General features: G+C 34.6%; 16 protein-coding genes. 3 read left to right on the forward strand and 13 right to left on the reverse strand.

Annotated elements, in window-relative coordinates; all coding sequences use genetic code 11:
* Positions 1-27 precede the first annotated feature (27 nt).
* The 11 genes from dtd to ABEB31_RS07940 all read right to left on the reverse strand — a co-directional run bounded on the left by dtd (position 28) and on the right by ABEB31_RS07940 (position 13,999).
* Positions 28-480, reverse strand: a complete 453-nt coding sequence (dtd, locus tag ABEB31_RS07890) for a D-aminoacyl-tRNA deacylase (protein ID WP_347050813.1) — start codon at positions 478-480, stop codon at positions 28-30.
* Positions 481-568: 88 nt separating this feature from the next.
* On the reverse strand, positions 569-1,552 hold the full coding sequence (gene rsgA, locus ABEB31_RS07895; protein ID WP_347050814.1) for a ribosome small subunit-dependent GTPase A: 984 nt from the start codon (positions 1,550-1,552) through the stop codon (positions 569-571).
* 328 nt (positions 1,553-1,880) lie between these two features.
* Positions 1,881-2,963, reverse strand: a complete 1,083-nt coding sequence (locus tag ABEB31_RS07900; RefSeq protein ID WP_029270594.1) for a bifunctional 3-deoxy-7-phosphoheptulonate synthase/chorismate mutase type II — start codon at positions 2,961-2,963, stop codon at positions 1,881-1,883.
* A 13-nt stretch (positions 2,964-2,976) separates the two neighbouring features.
* Positions 2,977-3,837 carry a prephenate dehydrogenase gene (locus ABEB31_RS07905; RefSeq protein WP_347050816.1) on the reverse strand — a complete coding sequence of 287 codons (861 nt, stop codon included), beginning with the start codon at positions 3,835-3,837 and terminating at the stop codon, positions 2,977-2,979.
* A gap of 116 nt (positions 3,838-3,953) precedes the next feature.
* Entirely contained in the window at positions 3,954-5,099 is a 1,146-nt protein-coding gene (locus ABEB31_RS07910; protein WP_347050818.1) for a pyridoxal phosphate-dependent aminotransferase, read from the reverse strand.
* A gap of 102 nt (positions 5,100-5,201) precedes the next feature.
* Positions 5,202-6,041, reverse strand: a complete 840-nt coding sequence (locus tag ABEB31_RS07915; RefSeq protein ID WP_347050820.1) for a prephenate dehydratase — start codon at positions 6,039-6,041, stop codon at positions 5,202-5,204.
* A 471-nt stretch (positions 6,042-6,512) separates the two neighbouring features.
* Positions 6,513-7,676 (reverse strand): DUF1501 domain-containing protein, encoded by a 1,164-nt coding sequence (locus ABEB31_RS07920; RefSeq protein WP_347050822.1) that lies wholly within the window; start codon positions 7,674-7,676, stop codon positions 6,513-6,515.
* Positions 7,677-7,688: 12 nt separating this feature from the next.
* Positions 7,689-9,086 carry a DUF1800 domain-containing protein gene (locus ABEB31_RS07925; protein ID WP_347050824.1) on the reverse strand — a complete coding sequence of 466 codons (1,398 nt, stop codon included), beginning with the start codon at positions 9,084-9,086 and terminating at the stop codon, positions 7,689-7,691.
* 381 nt (positions 9,087-9,467) lie between these two features.
* On the reverse strand, positions 9,468-11,858 hold the full coding sequence (locus ABEB31_RS07930; RefSeq protein WP_347050826.1) for a ribonucleoside-diphosphate reductase subunit alpha: 2,391 nt from the start codon (positions 11,856-11,858) through the stop codon (positions 9,468-9,470).
* 259 nt (positions 11,859-12,117) lie between these two features.
* On the reverse strand, positions 12,118-13,095 hold the full coding sequence (locus tag ABEB31_RS07935) for a ribonucleotide-diphosphate reductase subunit beta (protein ID WP_347050828.1): 978 nt from the start codon (positions 13,093-13,095) through the stop codon (positions 12,118-12,120).
* Positions 13,096-13,429: 334 nt separating this feature from the next.
* Positions 13,430-13,999: a DUF3109 family protein gene (locus ABEB31_RS07940; protein ID WP_347050829.1), complete on the reverse strand. Its 570-nt coding sequence runs from the start codon at positions 13,997-13,999 to the stop codon at positions 13,430-13,432.
* A gap of 306 nt (positions 14,000-14,305) precedes the next feature.
* Between ABEB31_RS07940 and ABEB31_RS07945 the strand changes: the two genes are divergently transcribed.
* From ABEB31_RS07945 to ABEB31_RS07955, 3 genes are all read left to right on the forward strand, one after another.
* Positions 14,306-14,884 carry a MarC family protein gene (locus tag ABEB31_RS07945; RefSeq protein ID WP_347050830.1) on the forward strand — a complete coding sequence of 193 codons (579 nt, stop codon included), beginning with the start codon at positions 14,306-14,308 and terminating at the stop codon, positions 14,882-14,884.
* A gap of 105 nt (positions 14,885-14,989) precedes the next feature.
* Positions 14,990-15,193: a hypothetical protein gene (locus tag ABEB31_RS07950; RefSeq protein ID WP_113676627.1), complete on the forward strand. Its 204-nt coding sequence runs from the start codon at positions 14,990-14,992 to the stop codon at positions 15,191-15,193.
* 1 nt (position 15,194) lies between these two features.
* On the forward strand, positions 15,195-15,800 hold the full coding sequence (locus ABEB31_RS07955; protein WP_347050832.1) for an FAD-dependent oxidoreductase: 606 nt from the start codon (positions 15,195-15,197) through the stop codon (positions 15,798-15,800).
* Positions 15,801-15,914: 114 nt separating this feature from the next.
* Here ABEB31_RS07955 and ABEB31_RS07960 read toward each other — a convergent pair whose 3' ends face one another.
* Both ABEB31_RS07960 and ABEB31_RS07965 read right to left on the reverse strand, forming a co-directional pair.
* Positions 15,915-16,232 (reverse strand): hypothetical protein, encoded by a 318-nt coding sequence (locus tag ABEB31_RS07960; protein ID WP_347050833.1) that lies wholly within the window; start codon positions 16,230-16,232, stop codon positions 15,915-15,917.
* A 92-nt stretch (positions 16,233-16,324) separates the two neighbouring features.
* On the reverse strand, positions 16,325-16,690 hold the full coding sequence (locus ABEB31_RS07965; RefSeq protein WP_347050835.1) for a nuclear transport factor 2 family protein: 366 nt from the start codon (positions 16,688-16,690) through the stop codon (positions 16,325-16,327).
* Positions 16,691-16,750 lie beyond the last annotated feature (60 nt).

Here is a 16,750-nt window from a genome sequence, read left to right on the forward strand (position 1 = left end):
AAATCCTTAACATATCTTTAAGAAAATTTATTCCCTGTTTTTGCTGTCCATAACAATAGTGACAGGACCATCATTTAAAAGATTTACTTTCATATCTGCACCAAAAATTCCGGTTTGCACTTTCTTATGAAATTCTCTTTCCAGAGATTTTACGAAACTCTCATACATAGGAATTGCGAATTCTGGTTTTGAAGCTTTTATATAAGAAGGACGATTTCCTTTTTTGGTTGAAGCATGAAGTGTAAACTGACTTACAACAATTATGTCGCCATCTATATCCTGAACCGAGCAGTTCATTACATTATTTTCGTCGCCAAAAATTCTCATTTTTATGATTTTTCCAGCCAGCCAGTCAATATCTTCCTGAGTATCGGCATCTTCAATTCCGACTAAAATCAATAAACCTTTTTCAATTTCAGCTACTTTTTTTTGATCTACTGTTACAGATGCTTGCGATACTCGTTGAAGAACAATTTTCATATCTTAGTAATAAAGTTTGAAAGTCGTAAGTGAAAAAGTCTAAAAATGTTACTTTATAACATTAAGACATTTGCCTTTAAACTATTATCTATTTTTGGTTTCTGGTTTCATCGCTAATTTTACGATCTTCATCGTAAGTATCAGTACGGTAATTTTCTTCATCTCCTTCCAGAATTTTCAAATAACTATTGTAACGCGACCAGGCAATTTCATCCCTTTCAAGAGCAGCTTTTATTGCACAATGTGGCTCTTCCTTATGTAAGCAATTGTTAAACTTGCATTGATCCTTTAATTTAAAAAATTCCGGAAAATAACCGCTGATTTCTTCTTTTTCCATATCGACGATCCCAAAACCTTTAATTCCGGGTGTATCGATAATTTTGGCATTAAAAGACAAATCATACATTTCAGCAAAAGTAGTGGTATGCTGACCTTGTTTACTGGCTTCAGAAATAGTTTTGGTTTTAAGATGCAAAGAAGGTTCCATAGCGTTTACCAAAGTAGATTTCCCAACACCTGAATGTCCGGAGAACATGCTTACTTTACCAATCATCAATTCTTTCAATTCTTCAACACCTTTCATTTCTGTAGAAGAAACACGAAGACATTTATATCCAATCTGCTGATAAACATATTGCATATACAATTGATCTTCTAAAGTAGGTTCATCAAAAGTATCTATTTTATTAAAAACCAAAATAGTCTCAATGTTATAAGCTTCGGCCGTTACCAGAAAACGGTCTATAAAGTTGAATGTTGTTGGCGGATTATTTATCGTTATCAATAGAAAAACGCGATCGATATTTGACGCAATAATATGCATCTGATGGGATAAATTAACCGATTTACGAACAATGTAATTTTTTCTTTCGTGAATATTAAAAATCGTTCCTGTTACAGCATCAGAAGTTTCTTCGAGCTCATAATCTACAATATCGCCCACAGCAATTGGATTGGTACTTTTGATACCTTTCATTCTGAATTTCCCTTTCATACGGCATTCTATAAAATCACCTTGTTCCGATTTTACAGTGTACCAGCTTCCTGTAGATTTATATACGAGTCCTGTCATTCAATTTAATTGTTGATTTTAGATTTCTGATTTTAGATTTCTCATGTAAAATCTAAATCTTCCACAAAGATAAATGAATATTTTCAAACATAGCCCAAGGTTTCAACCTTGGAACAAAGATTGTGAGTATGATTGTGAATATAATTGCGTACCCACGGTTGAACCGCGGGCTATGGTTATATCTCAAAAAAAAATCTCCAACACTTTTTTACAGGTGCCGGAGATTCTTAAAAAACAATCTATTTTCAATTAATGCTATAAGAAAACTTTAAAACAAAGCTTATAAAAAACTAAAATTCTCTTATATCACTTATATGGTTAAAGAAAATTATGCGTTGAAAATTTTCTCTTGGTGACCAATACTTTCTTGGTGAATTGCTTTGAACATTCTTAAAACAAACTCTTCCGTAAGGCCTTTTTTCTCACCTTCTAAAATCATTTTTCCTAAGATTTCGTTCCAACGGTTGTTTTGAAGAATTGCAACGTTAGCATCTTTCTTCACCTGACCAATTTCGTCAGCTACTTTCATACGTTTTCCTAACAACTCTAGTAAATTAGCGTCAAGAACGTCAATGTTTGCTCTTAATTTTGTCATTTTTGAACTGTACTCATCTGTAGTATCATCCGTTTTTCTGATCGTCAAATCTTTGATGATTTGTTTCAAAGCATCAGGAGTAACTTGTTGCGCAGCATCAGACCATGCATTGTCCGGATCGTAGTGCGTTTCGATAATCATACCGTCGTAATTCAAATCTAAAGCCTCTTGCGTTACTTCAAAAATCATTTTGCGATCTCCGGTAATGTGAGATGGATCGATGATTAATGGCAAATCAGGGAATTTATTTTGCAATTCGATAGCAATCTGCCATTCCGGAATGTTTCTGTATTTTGTTTTCTCGTAAGTAGAGAAACCTCTGTGAATAACGCCTAATTTCTCGATTCCAGCCATGTGTAAACGCTCAACACCACCAAGCCATAAAGCTAAATCAGGGTTTACAGGGTTTTTAACCAAAACGATTTTATCTGTTCCTTTTAATGTATCAGCAATTTCCTGAACTGCGAAAGGGTTTGCCGTTGTACGTGCACCAACCCATAATACATCAATATCATGTTCTAAAGCCAGTTTACAATGCGCTGCAGTTGCAACTTCAGTACCCATTAATAAACCAGTTTCTGCTTTAGCTTTTTGTAACCATTTCAATCCAATTTCACCAACACCCTCAAATCCTCCCGGACGAGTTCTTGGTTTCCAGATTCCAGCTCTGAAAACACTTACTTTAGAATCTTTTAATTCATGCGCTATTTTCAAAACCTGATCTTCCGTTTCTGCACTACAAGGTCCAGCTATCACAAGTGGGTGATTTAAATTGAAATCTTCTAACCACTTTCTCATTTCTTTCTTATTTTCCATCTTAATTCTAATTTTACTTTTTAGTTGTTGTTAATCCGTTTAGTATTTCTTTTATTTTATTTGTGCTTTCCATTTCTTCAAAAATGGCATTGTAATTTTCCTCTTTCAGCAAATCCCTAAACCGACTGAGATTTGCAATGTATTCTTCTAAGGTTTCCAGAACGTGTTCTTGGTTTTGTTTAAAAATCGGTGTCCACATCGCCGGCGAACTTTTTGCGAGACGAACGGTACTTTCAAATCCGCTTCCTGCCATGTCAAAAATATCCTGTTCGTCTTTTTCTTTATTCATAACCGTTTTCCCCAACATAAACGAACTAATGTGCGACAAATGCGAAACGTAAGCAATGTGTTTGTCGTGCGAAGTCGGGTCCATATAGCGAATCCTCATTCCGATTGCCGTAAAAAGATTCAATGCTTTTTCCTGCAGTTTAAAAGTGGTTTTTTCCACTTCGCAAATAATATTTGTTTTTCCCTGAAACAAACCTCTTATTGCTGCCGATGGTCCCGAAAACTCTGTTCCGGCAATCGGATGGGTTGCAATAAAGTTTCTCCTTTTCGGATGATTGGCTACTGCCTCGCAAATCGGTTTTTTAGTCGATCCTACTTCAAAAACTATTGTTTTATCTCCTACTAAATCCAAAACTTTAGGCAAAACCGTTAGCGCTACATCAACCGGAACTGAAACAATTACAAAATCGGCTCCTGCCAGATCTTCCATTTTTCCTTCTTGGTCAATAACACCCAAATCAATAGCTTCCTGCACATGTTTTTCGTTATTATCAATCCCGAAAATAGTCGCTTCAGGATAACGCCCTTTGATGTCTAACACCATTGAACCGCCAATTAATCCTATTCCTATTACGTATACTTTCATATTTTTTATTATTTGAAGCTAATTCCTGCAAGGTTTCCAAAACCTTGTAGGTATGATTCCTAGGTCCTTATTATAAACCTACAAGATTTTGGAAACCTTGCAGGAACGAAAAAAATCTAAAATCGATTTATCGCTTCTTGTACTCTTTCTTCTTTCACACACAATGAAAACCTAATATATCCTTCACCGTTGCTTCCGAAAATTGTTCCTGGCGTGATGAAAATATGTTTCTCATATAATATTTCGTCAATGAACTTTTCTGCTGATGCTATTCCTTCCGGAAGTTTTGCCCAAACAAATAATCCGACACCTTCTTTATATACTTTACAGTCTAATTTTTCTGCCAGCTTTTCAGTCAATTCTCTTCGACGTCTGTAAATTTTATTATTATCTTCAAACCACGATTTATCACATTTCAACGCTGCAATAGCGCCTTTCTGAATTCCGTAGAACATTCCGCTGTCCATGTTGCTTTTTACTTTTAAAACTGCATCGATAATTTCTGCATTTCCTAAAACCATTCCGACTCTCCAGCCTGCCATGTTAAAAGTTTTACTAAGTGAATTCAATTCTAAAGCCACGTCTTTTGCTCCTTCAACCTGCAATAAACTCATCGGATTATCATTCAAAACAAAACTATACGGATTGTCGTTGATCAATAATATATTATGTTTTTTAGCAAAAGCTACCAATTTTTCAAATAACGCTAAACTTCCTCTCGCTCCTGTAGGCATGTGCGGATAACCCAGCCACATAATTTTTACTTTCGAAAGATCCTGTTTTTCTAAAGCTTCAAAATCCGGTTCCCAGGCATTTTCTTCTTTTAAATCATAATAAACCGGAACTGCTCCTACCAAATTGGTTACCGAAGTATAAGTCGGATAACCGGGATTCGGAATCAAAACGTGATCGCCTTGATTTAAAAAAGCCAGCGAAATGTGCATAATTCCTTCTTTCGAACCCATTAATGGTAAAATCTCATTATTCGGATTCACTGCAACACCAAATTGATCCTCATAAAAATCTGCCATCGCCTGTCTCATTTCCGGTAATCCCTGATAACTCTGATAACCGTGACCGTTTTCATCCTGAATTGCCGCAGCAACTGCTTCTATTACTGCTTTTGACGGACTCAAATCAGGGCTTCCAATTCCCATATTGATGATCGATTTTCCTTCAGACATCAGTTGTCTCACTTCTCTTAATTTTGATGAGAAGTAGTATTCTTCAACTGTGTCTAATCGTTTTGCTGTTGTAATCATTTTTTATTTGCTTTAGGCTTTAAGCTGTATGCTTTAGACTCTTTTAAACTTTTTAATTTGCTTTCTGCTTTTTTGACTTTAAGACTTTCGACTTTTCAACTTTTATGACTCACTAAGAGGCTTCGTATTTCTATATTCTCCCAACACTTTAAAATATTCTGCCATTATATTTAATAAGGCTTTTGCTTTTGCGTAATCTTCGTATTTCTCAAAAGTTACATCTACGAAAAACGAATATTTCCAAGGTGTTTCAATTTTTGGAAGCGACTGAATTTTTGTCAAATTCAGCTTGCAGTCACTCATTACGTTTAGAACTGCTGCCAGACTTCCTCTTTTATGATCCAGTTCAAATTTGATCGACGCTCTGTTGATTTCGCTTTCCGGTAAAAATGAATTTTGCTTTTTAATAATCACGAAACGTGTCATGTTATTTTTTATCGTCTGAATTTCCGGAGCAATAATTTCAAGATCGTACATTTCTGAAGCCACCTTACTTCCAATCGCTGCAATTCCGGTTAATTGTTTTTCCTGAATTCTTCTTGCCGTTTCAGCCGTATCTTTATCTTCAACCAATTTGATATTCGGATATTGTTTCAAAAAATCCATGCACTGTAACAATGCCATTGGGTGCGAATGAACTTCTTTTATGTCTTCAATTTTCTGACCTTTTAAAGTCATTAAATTTTGGTGAATGCTTAAATAGTGTTCTCCAATTATGTGTAAATTATTCTTATCAATCAAAGCATAGTTCGGAATAATCGGACCCGCAATAGAATTTTCAATCGCCATAACCCCCTGATCTGATTTTCCGGCCAAAAGACTATCAACTAATTCTTCAAAAGACAGACATTCATCAATAGCCACATTTTCAGAGAAATACTCTTTCACAACCTGATGATGAAATGAACCTTTTATACCTTGTATTGCAATTTTAGTTGTCATATAGTCAAAAAAAAATCCTGATTTGCATCAGGATTGTATATTAGTTTTATTTGTTGTAAATTTTATCTCAAATAACCATAGCACAATCCTGACTTCTACTAAAGAAGAAATAAAAATTGTTGCTAAAATAAAAACGGTTAGTTGCCATTTTGTTTGTGTTATTATTTAAATTCTCTGCGAATGTATAAATTATTTTTACCCCTCCAAAAAAAATATTGCATTTTATGAAACAAAAAGGGATTTCTTAACAAATTTGGGAGGTTTTGTATGATAATGTAAAAATACAGGATTAAAATGAGAATATTAAAAAGAGGTACTGAGGTTCTGAGATGCTAAGGTACTGAGTTTTTCTGCCACGAATTCACGAATTATCTCAAATCATTGTTAGATGAAATTCAATTTGTCTAATCTTTTGACACGAATTCAAAATAAAATTAGAAAAATTCGTGAATTCGTGGCGGAAAAAAAACTTTAAAACAATCCTGAAACCGCCTTATTTTTAATTCCGATTTTAGTAGAATCAAAATCCAGTTTCTCTTTTAATAAAGAAGCATAGACACTTCTAAAATCAATTTCATATTTTAAATCACCATTATCCAGATTCGCCAAATCGGGATTATTACCCAAAATGGTTCCTTTATTATTTCCTCCAATAATAAACATTGGCGCTGCTGTTCCGTGATCGGTGCCGTTGCCGTTGTCTTTTACACGGCGTCCGAACTCAGAAAAAACTACAATTGTGACATTCTGTAATATATTAGCTTGTTTTAAATCTTTGTAGAAACTAAATATCGAATCGTTTAAATCTGTTAATTTCCTTTCGTGAACAGCAAGCTGATTGTCATGTGTATCAAATCCGCCAAGCGATGTATAATATACTTTGGAGTTTAAATTTCCTTTTATCAAACGTGCAATCCATTCCAGGTTTTTTGAAAGTTCTGTTTTTGTATAACTTGTTTCTGTTTTTGATTTAACTAAGGCTTTCTGAATTTCATCTGATCCTTCGATAACCGAATTGGCAATTTTCCGAACAAAATCCAATTGTGGATTATCTGATAATTTGGTTTCTTCCAGTCCTGTTTTCATCTTAAATCGATTTGGATCTTTTACGGTTATCGAATTGGGTTCAATTCCTTTTAAAGCCAAATTATCAATAGAATCTAAATTGACGCCGGCAGTTGGCTGATGTCCGTTGCACTGTAAATCAAGATATCTTCCCAACCAGCCCTCATTTACATATTTATTAGAATCGACAGCAGTCTGCCAGATTTCCTGACTTCTAAAATGCGAACGAACAGGTTCCGGATATCCAACATTCTGAATCACGGTTAAATCTCCGTTTTGCTGCATTTGAGCAAAATCTTTTAAAGAAGGATGAAATGCCATTCCGCGATTTTTACCAATAACCAAATCCTTATTTAAAGCAATTTTAGTTCGTAAATCATAATATAACGGATCATCGTATGGAATAAATGTGTTTAGTCCGTCGTTACCTCCATTCAATTGTACAAAAACAACACATTGTTCTCCGGTAATTAAGTTTTGCTGTGTTCCAAAGGCATGAAGAAATTCCGGGAGCACCAACATTCCGCCTGTAAAAGTTCCTGTAAGGGTTAAAAAAGTTCTTCTGTTCATGATTTCAAACTTTTAGATTAATTGATATTCGGGCAATTTCGTAATATAACTGAACAACCTCACTACCGCTGCATCTGCGTTTGGCTCTTTTGGAACGAAATCATATTTCAAAAGATTTTCCATGTCTTTTTGAATCGATTCGTTTGTTTTAAAAAGCAATCGGTCCGAAAGTTCTGAAATGATTGTTTTATTATTTCCACTGTTATCAAATTTAACTTTCACTTTCACTTTATTAATTTCTAACACCGGTTTTTCGGCATCAGAATTAATTTTATTTAGAAACTTTCCTTTAATTGTTCGCCCTTTACAAAGCAGATCTGAAGTATTGTTTCGCTGTAAATAAATCTGCGAAGTAAGCCAGGAATTTCCTCCATCCCAGCCTTTGACATTTGTCTGATTGTATAAATCCATTCCCTGTTGTTTGAGAAAATACTGAACCATGCCATTATCAAAATCCTCCATCTGCAATTCATCTGCCAATTGCAAAATATAAACCAGCGGATTTTTAATTTTACTTCCCGCATTTTCTTTCGCATATTCTTCAGTAAAAATCTTGGTCAGCAAAGGTTCAATTTCAAACTTTGCTTTTCTGAAATAATCGCCATAATACTTTACTAATTTTTCTGACGGATTATCGTAAACAAACCATTTCAGTAATTTTCGGGTAATGAGATATGGAATGTTTTTCTGTTTAAAAATGATATCGACTAAATCGTCGGCTTTCCAGTTTCCTGTTTTTCCGAAATAGATTTTATCACTGTTATCTTCTGCATTTTTTCTGTAAACAGCGCCATTATCTCCAACATTTAAACCCGCCAGAGCTTTTGCACCGTTTTTAATGTCTTCTTCGGTATAATTTCCAATTCCGATCGTGAATAATTCCAGCAATTCCCGGCTCAAATTTTCATTGACTTTTCCTTTTTTATTGTCGCCATTATCGAGATATCTAACCATAGCATTTGATTTGAGAATCTGTTTGGTCAATTCTTTAAAATTACCAAAAGCATTTTCACGCAAAATCATATTGTGCTGGTAAATCCAATAATTAACTTTTACCTTTTGTGAAGTAGAAACGAAATGATTGTGCCAGAAACAAACCATATTTTCCCGAAGTGGGAATTCGTCGTTTCGCATTTTGGCAATCCACCATTTCTTGAGTTCAAGATTGGAATAGATTTCTTTCTTTAGAACTTTCTTTTTAAATTCTGAATCGGCATTCTTGATGGATTCGCGAAGTTCTTTAAGCTCTAACAACGTTTTGGGATCGTCTTGCAGAAAATCAGGCAGCGCCTTGTCAAATTTTGACTCGTAAGAATACTTTAGAAATTTTTCAATTCCCAGTTTTTCTATTTTATCGGCTTCTTTTCCGGAGAAACCCAATCGTAAGGACCAAAGACTGCTCTTTTTCATAATTTGGAAATTATTACTATAAGACTTCGCTTTCTTTAAAAGGTTTAATTTTTTGAAGAAGCTAAGTCACTAAGGTTCTAAGGTGCTGAGATTTTGAAGTTTTTTGGTAATAGTTTTAAACGGAGGATTTTTGTGAATATTGTTATTGTGAAGTAAACAAAATCAAGTTAGGATTTATTCATAAATCAAACATAGCCCAAGGTTTCAACCTTGGGGACATGCAGGAGACAATCGTTACGTACCCAAGGTTGAAACCTTGGGCTATGTTTAAATTCGATGTCATTAAAAAACAAAAAAAGCAGCTATCAAAAATGACAACTGCTTTTATATAATTAAGAATAAAATCTTTCTTCTTGATTCTATTTTCTTTTCTCTAAAAAATTAAGACCCACACATTTCACAATCCTCAGGACCTGCTGCTTGTGCTTTCAACAACATTGCTTTGTAATCTTCAACAGAAATCTCTTCTGTTTCTGCAACTAAAGATGGGGTTTCTTCTTTTTTATCGTTGTTTAAGGTAAATTTAATCGCATCTACCGCAGATTTTGTTCTTAAGTAATACATTCCTGTTTTTAAACCTGATTGCCAAGCGTAGAAGTGCATTGACGTTAGTTTAGAATAGTTTGCATCCTGCATGAACAAGTTCAAAGATTGAGATTGATCAATAAAGTAACCTCTTTGACGTGACATATCGATAATGTCTTTCATTGACATTTCCCAAACTGTTTTATAAAGTTCTTTTAAGTCTTGCGGAATAATATCAATATTCTGAACAGATCCGTTATGACGCATGATTTCTTGTTTCAAATCTTCGTTCCACAATCCTCTTTCTACTAAATCGTGAAGTAAATGTTTGTTTACTACGATAAATTCTCCAGACAATACACGACGTGTGTAAATGTTTGATGTATAAGGTTCAAAAGCTTCGTTGTTTCCTAAAATCTGAGAAGTCGAAGCTGTTGGCATTGGTGCAACCAATAATGAGTTACGAACCCCGTGTTCTACCACTTCTTTTCTTAATGAAGCCCAGTCCCAACGACCAGATAATTCTTCATCTTTCATTCCCCACATATTGTATTGGAATTCTCCTTTTGACATTGGAGAACCTTCAAATGTAGAATACGGTCCTTCTTCTTTCGCCATTTCCATAGAAGCGGTTACGGCTGCAAAGTATAAAGTTTCGAAAATCTCCTGATTCAGTTTTTTAGCTTCGTCACTTGTAAACGGCATGCGCAACATAATAAAAGCATCCGCCAGACCTTGCACTCCTAATCCAACCGGACGGTGACGCAAGTTAGAATTTTCAGCTTCTTTTACCGGATAATAGTTTCTGTCGATTACTTTATTTAAATTACGAGTTACACGTTTTGTAACATTATAAAGTGCTTCATGATCGAATTTTCCGTTCTCAATAAACATTGGTAAGGATATCGAAGCTAAGTTACAAACTGCAATTTCGTCTTTAGACGTATATTCCATAATCTCTGTACACAAGTTAGAAGAACGAATTGTTCCTAAATTCTTATGGTTCGATTTACGGTTTGCTGCATCTTTGTACAACATATACGGCGTTCCGGTCTCGATTTGAGATTCAAGGATTTTCTCCCATAATTCACGGGCGCGGATTGTTTTTCTTCCTTTATTTTGAAATTCGTAATCGGTATATAATTTTTCGAATTCTTCTCCGTAAACATCATAAAGTCCCGGACATTCGTTAGGACACATTAAAGTCCATGTTGAATCTTCCTGAACACGCTTCATGAATAAATCTGAAGTCCACATGGCGAAGAATAAATCTCTTGCACGCATTTCTTCTTTACCTGTGTTTTTCTTTAAATCTAAGAAATCAAAGATATCGGCATGCCAGGTTTCGATATAAATCGCAAAACTTCCTTTACGTTTTCCACCACCCTGATCTACGTAACGAGCCGTATCGTTGAAAACTCTCAACATTGGCACGATTCCATTTGAAGTTCCGTTTGTACCGCGAATGTAAGATCCTGTGGCACGAACGTTATGTATAGAAAGGCCAATTCCTCCCGCTGACTGAGAGATTTTTGCGGTTTGTTTTAATGTATCATAAATACCATCAATACTGTCATCCTGCATTGCTAAAAGGAAACAAGAAGACATTTGTGGCTTTGGAGTACCTGCATTGAACAATGTTGGCGTTGCATGCGTAAAGAACTTTTTAGACATTAAGTCGTAAGTCGCGATAACCGATTTTAAATCGTCTAAGTGAATACCAACGGAAACACGCATTAACATGTGCTGTGGACGCTCAACAATTTTTCCGTTTATTTTTAACAAATACGAACGCTCTAAAGTTTTAAATCCGAAGTAATCGTAATTAAAATCTCTGGTATATATAATATGAGAATCCAAAAAAGCAGCGTTTTCCTGAATCACCTTAAATACTTCATCCGAAAGCAACGGCGCGTCTTGTCCGTTTCTTGGATTAACGTAATGGTACATATCTTTCATCGTTTCGGAGAACGATTTTTTGGTATTGGAATGCAGATTTGAAATTGCCACACGAGCTGCCAGTTGCGCATAATCAGGATGTGCAATAGTCATAGATGCTGCCGTTTCTGCCGCAAGATTATCCAATTCAGAAGTAGAAACTCCGTCATACAATCCTTCGATAACACGCATGGCTACCTTAACAGGATCTACAAGCTCATTTAAGCCGTAACACAATTTTTTTATTCTTTCTGTAATCTTATCAAACATTACGGGCTCTCTGTGGCCATCTCTTTTTACTACATACATAAGCTTACTATTTTAGTTATTGAAAAAATGAAAGTCACTTGAAAAACGAATTCCAGGACTTAACATTGCGTGTTTTTAAATTAATTTCTGAGAATTATGACATTCTCAATAGTTACCCTTTTCAAATTCTAAAAACGAATTTAAAAGCGTTAAAAATTGCTATTGAATCTACGACTTGGGGAAAGAGATTCAACCTGAAAAAATCTTGTTAATCTTTTTAAAGCTGCCTGAAGTGCAGTCCTTAAATTATTTTTGTTGTCTAGAAATCTGCATCAAATGAAATTTTCTGAGCATCACTGTCGGTATTCATCACACCGGATTTTTGATACTCTGCAACACGTTTTTCAAAGAAATTGGTTTTTCCCTGAAGAGAAATCATGTCCATGAAATCAAACGGATTCGCTGATCCATACACACGTTCGCAGCCTAATTCTACTAATAATCGGTCTGCAACAAACTCCAGATATTGTGTCATTAGAGTTGCATTCATTCCAATTAAACTTACCGGAAGAGATTCTGTAACAAATTCTCTTTCGATGTTTAAAGCATCTACAATGATTTCTTTAATTCTGTCTTTTGGAACTTTGTTTATTAAATGATGATTGTGCAGGTGAACTGCAAAATCACAATGTACACCTTCGTCACGGGAAATAAGCTCATTAGAAAAAGTTAATCCTGGCATTAATCCACGTTTTTTCAACCAGTAGATGGAACAGAAAGCTCCCGAAAAGAAAATTCCTTCTACGGCTGCAAAAGCAATAAGTCTTTCTGCAAAAGAATCAGACTCGATCCATTTTAGAGCCCATTCTGCTTTTTTACCAATTGCAGGAAAAACTTCCAGCGCATTAAACAATTCTGCCTTTTCTGCTTCATCTTTCACGTAAGTGTCAATAAGAAGAGAATACGTTTCGCTGTGAATGTTTTCCATCATGATCTGAAAACCATAGAAAAACTTCGCTTCAGCGTATTGTACTTCGTTGACAAAGTTTTCAGCTAAGTTTTCGTTTACAATTCCGTCAGAAGCTGCAAAGAATGCTAATATATGTTTAATGAAATATCTTTCGTCGTCACTAAGCTTATTATTCCAGTCTGTCAAATCCTGGTGTAAGTCAATTTCTTCTGCAGTCCAAAAACTCGCTTCCATCTTTTTATACCACTCCCAAATATCATGATGTTTAATCGGAAAAATAACGAAACGATTTTTGTTTTCTTGTAATATTGGTTCGATTTGTGACATGACAGATTTTATTAATTTTTTAATGAATTCTTCCTCATTAAGAGGAATACAAAGATTGGCAATTACTGCCAAAAAAGAAAGGCAAACTTATTCACAATATGCCATAGTTTTTAACAACGGGAAAAATTGAAATGATTTTCATACAATATTTTAACATATTGTAAATGAGTAATTTAAAAAATCAAATGCATTGGAAAAGCCTGTAAAATATAGACTTTATAAAATAAAAAACAAGCAAATTTAATTTGTTTTAAAAAGATTTTTTAGAGCTAAAAAATTATTCGTTTGAGTTAAAAAAGATGTCAGATTTTTAAGAATTTGAAACACTCTTTTTTCACGAATTTTTAAGTTCTTCTGCTACTTTTTCAAGTTCCATATACCAATCTGCCCCAAAGCGTCGAATCAACGCTTCTTTTACAAATTTATAAACCGGAACTTCTAATTCTTTTCCCAGAGAACAGGCATCGTCACAAATTTCCCATTTGTCGTAATTAACCGCAGCAAATTCAGTAAAATCTTTTACACGGATAGGATATAAATGACAGGAAACCGGTTTTTTCCAATCCACTATCCCCTGATTGTAAGCCTGCTCAATTCCGCAAAGTGCGGTTGAACCGTCAAAAATTACGTAAGCACAATCTTTATTATCTATTAACGGCGTTTCAAGATCGCCATCTGTACCATTTACCCATGTTCCCTGCGCCTCAATTGCATCTATTCCTTCCTGACGTAAAAAAGGTTTTACTTTTGGGTAAATTTCCTCCATGATTTTAGTCTCAGCCTCACTCAGAGGCGCACCTGCATCACCATCAACGCAACAAGCTCCTTTACAGGCAGACAAATTGCACACAAATTCTTTTTCAAGAATATCCTCCGAAATAATCGTTTTTCCTAACTGAAACATGATCTTAATACTGTAATTTATAAAGTACAAAGATAGTCAAAGAAAGTAGATATTGCCTGCTAAAATTTAACCGCAGGTTTTCCAAAAGGTTACTCAAAGTCCGCCAGCACTTTTTTACAATTACTACTTTGCGAAGCTTTGCCAAAAATACTTGCGAAACACTATGATAAAAATCTTATTTGTTATAAATATCACTTTTTTAAGCAGTAAACCGTGTTTTTATAACAAAAATGATTTGTAGAAAAAATCACCTAACTTTATTATCTACTTTTGCACCAGTTTTTAAACACTTAAAATCAACACGATATGTTAGAAATTGACTTTAAAGAAATTGTTACAGTGAGTATGGTACTTTTTGCAGTAATTGATATAGTTGGCTCAATTCCGATTATCGTCAATTTACGCGCAAAAGTAGGTCATATCGAATCTGAAAAGGCTTCACTTGTTGCCGGGGCAATTATGGTTGTTTTTCTTTTTGTCGGAGAAGGTTTTCTAAACTTAATCGGTATCGACGTTCACTCTTTTGCCGTAGCAGGATCTTTTGTGCTATTCTTTCTTGCTCTGGAAATGATTTTAGGAATCCGGATTTACCGTGACGAAGAACCGGGATCTGCTTCAATTGTACCATTGGCCTTTCCGTTAATTGCCGGAGCCGGGACTATGACGACTTTATTGTCACTTCGCTCACAATTTCATACTATTAATATTATAATTGCTATTTTACTAAATATTATACTGGTTTATGTGGTTTTAAAGTCTTCCAAAAAAATCGAAACTTTATTAGGAGAAAATGGCTTAGGCGTTGTACGTAAGACGTTTGGAGTGATACTTTTAGCTATTGCTGTTAAATTATTCGCTGCTAATGTTAAAGGTTTGTTCGTCTAGAATTTATTTTTATACTTTTACCCCATAAAATTTCTAAAATACAACTATAAGACATTTTTTATCCTTTAGTTCTACTTTATTATTTTAGACAAACAAACCAATTTTATGAAAATTTTCACTTCAATCTTAGTGCTTTTAGCATTAGCTTTAATTGTTTTTAATATTACGCTGCTAGACTTTAAAAATCCTTTTCAGGGAGATAGTGCTGTAGCTTTTATTGGAATCGCCGCTTCATTTTGCGCTGTATTGATTCTTTTGATTTTTAGAATTTCAAAAAGAATTGAAGAAAAAATGAACGAGAACAGATAATATGTTTGATGTTTTAATTATTGGCGGAGGAGTTTCAGGTATGTCTTGTGCTCTGGTCTTAGGATCCGCAAAAAACAAAACTTTCGTAACCAACAAAAAAATTGGAATTTTTACTCATCAAAAAAATTCTTCTCTTCAGGAAGCCATTTTCTACAATGCATACGGAATAACTCCAGGTAAACTTGGTTCTGAGCTTCTTACAGAAAGCACTCAGGATTTAGCGCTGACTTATCCGCATATTGAGCAGATCGCAAATGAAAAAGTGGTTAGAATTGACGGACAGTTTCCTGAATTTACGATAACAACAAACAGAAACTCATACCAGACAAAAACGATTGTGATCGGAATTGGTTCTGCCAATACTTTTGATATCGAAGGTTTAATGCATTTTATTGAACCACATAAAAAAGCACTACCCGAAAAACAACGTATTCAACTCAGAAATGATGACCATAAAGTGGCAGACGGCATTTATGTAATCGGAACTCTTGCAGGCTGGAGAAGCCAATTGGCAATTGCCGCCGGAAGCGGAGCAGCTGTTGCCACGGATATTTTAACTTTGTGGAACAACGGCGTGCAGACTCATTCTCACGATAGTATTCGATAATATTAATAAAAAAATTAAACCATATAAGTTATAGAAGTTTATTTTTGCTTTGCGCATAGATTAAATAAACTTATATAACTTACATGGTTATCTTTTTCTGCAGTTATATTTTTCTTACTTAACCGAAACGATTTCTGTTACTTTGATGTGATTTTCATCTTCAGATTTCCATTTTTCTCCTTTTACAGAAATGGTATTTCCTATTTTTACCTGTTTGTAGTTTTGAGGACCACCCACATTTACAATACTGATAGTAGCAAAATAAACTTCTTTATTATCTGTAGTAATTTTTGCTGTATAACCGTCTTTTCCAGATTCTATACTGTCTACTTTTCCTGAAACTGTAGCATTGTTATTTGATTTCATACCTGTGCACGAGATTATAAAAGTCATTAAAACAACTAGTAAACCGATTCTCTTTAAATTTTTCATATCTATTTGATTTTAGCCACGAAGTTCGCTAACGTTTTCATTAGTTTCGCCAATTTATATTTAAGTTATCATTATTCTTTCAGCTTCAAACTTTATGCCAGCTGAGTGCAGCTTCCGGCAATAACTTTTAAATTATTCTCACATTTCTTCCAAACTCTTATGTATTTAAACACCCCACTAGTCGCATTACTATCATAAGTTCCTCTTAATGAAACAGTAACAGCAACCACCGCTGTATCCTCAATTACATTCACAATTTGATCTGAAGCTTCTAAAAAATCTATCTTCATTTTCCCGGAACGGTATGCTTGTAAGTCCAGCTCTTTGGTTATGGTTTGTCCGTCTGGCATATTAAACAATAAATCATCATGGAGGATGTTTTCCAAAACCATAACATCAGATTTTTTTATGGCTCTAAGAAGTTCATTTTCGGCATCAACAACGGTTTCTACTTTCATGATATAAAATTTTGAAGTTATTTCAGTCAGTCAGGATCCTAAAGATTTAATTACCAGCAA

The sequence above is a fragment of the Flavobacterium olei genome (assembly GCF_039749035.1).
GTDB lineage: Bacteria > Bacteroidota > Bacteroidia > Flavobacteriales > Flavobacteriaceae > Flavobacterium > Flavobacterium olei.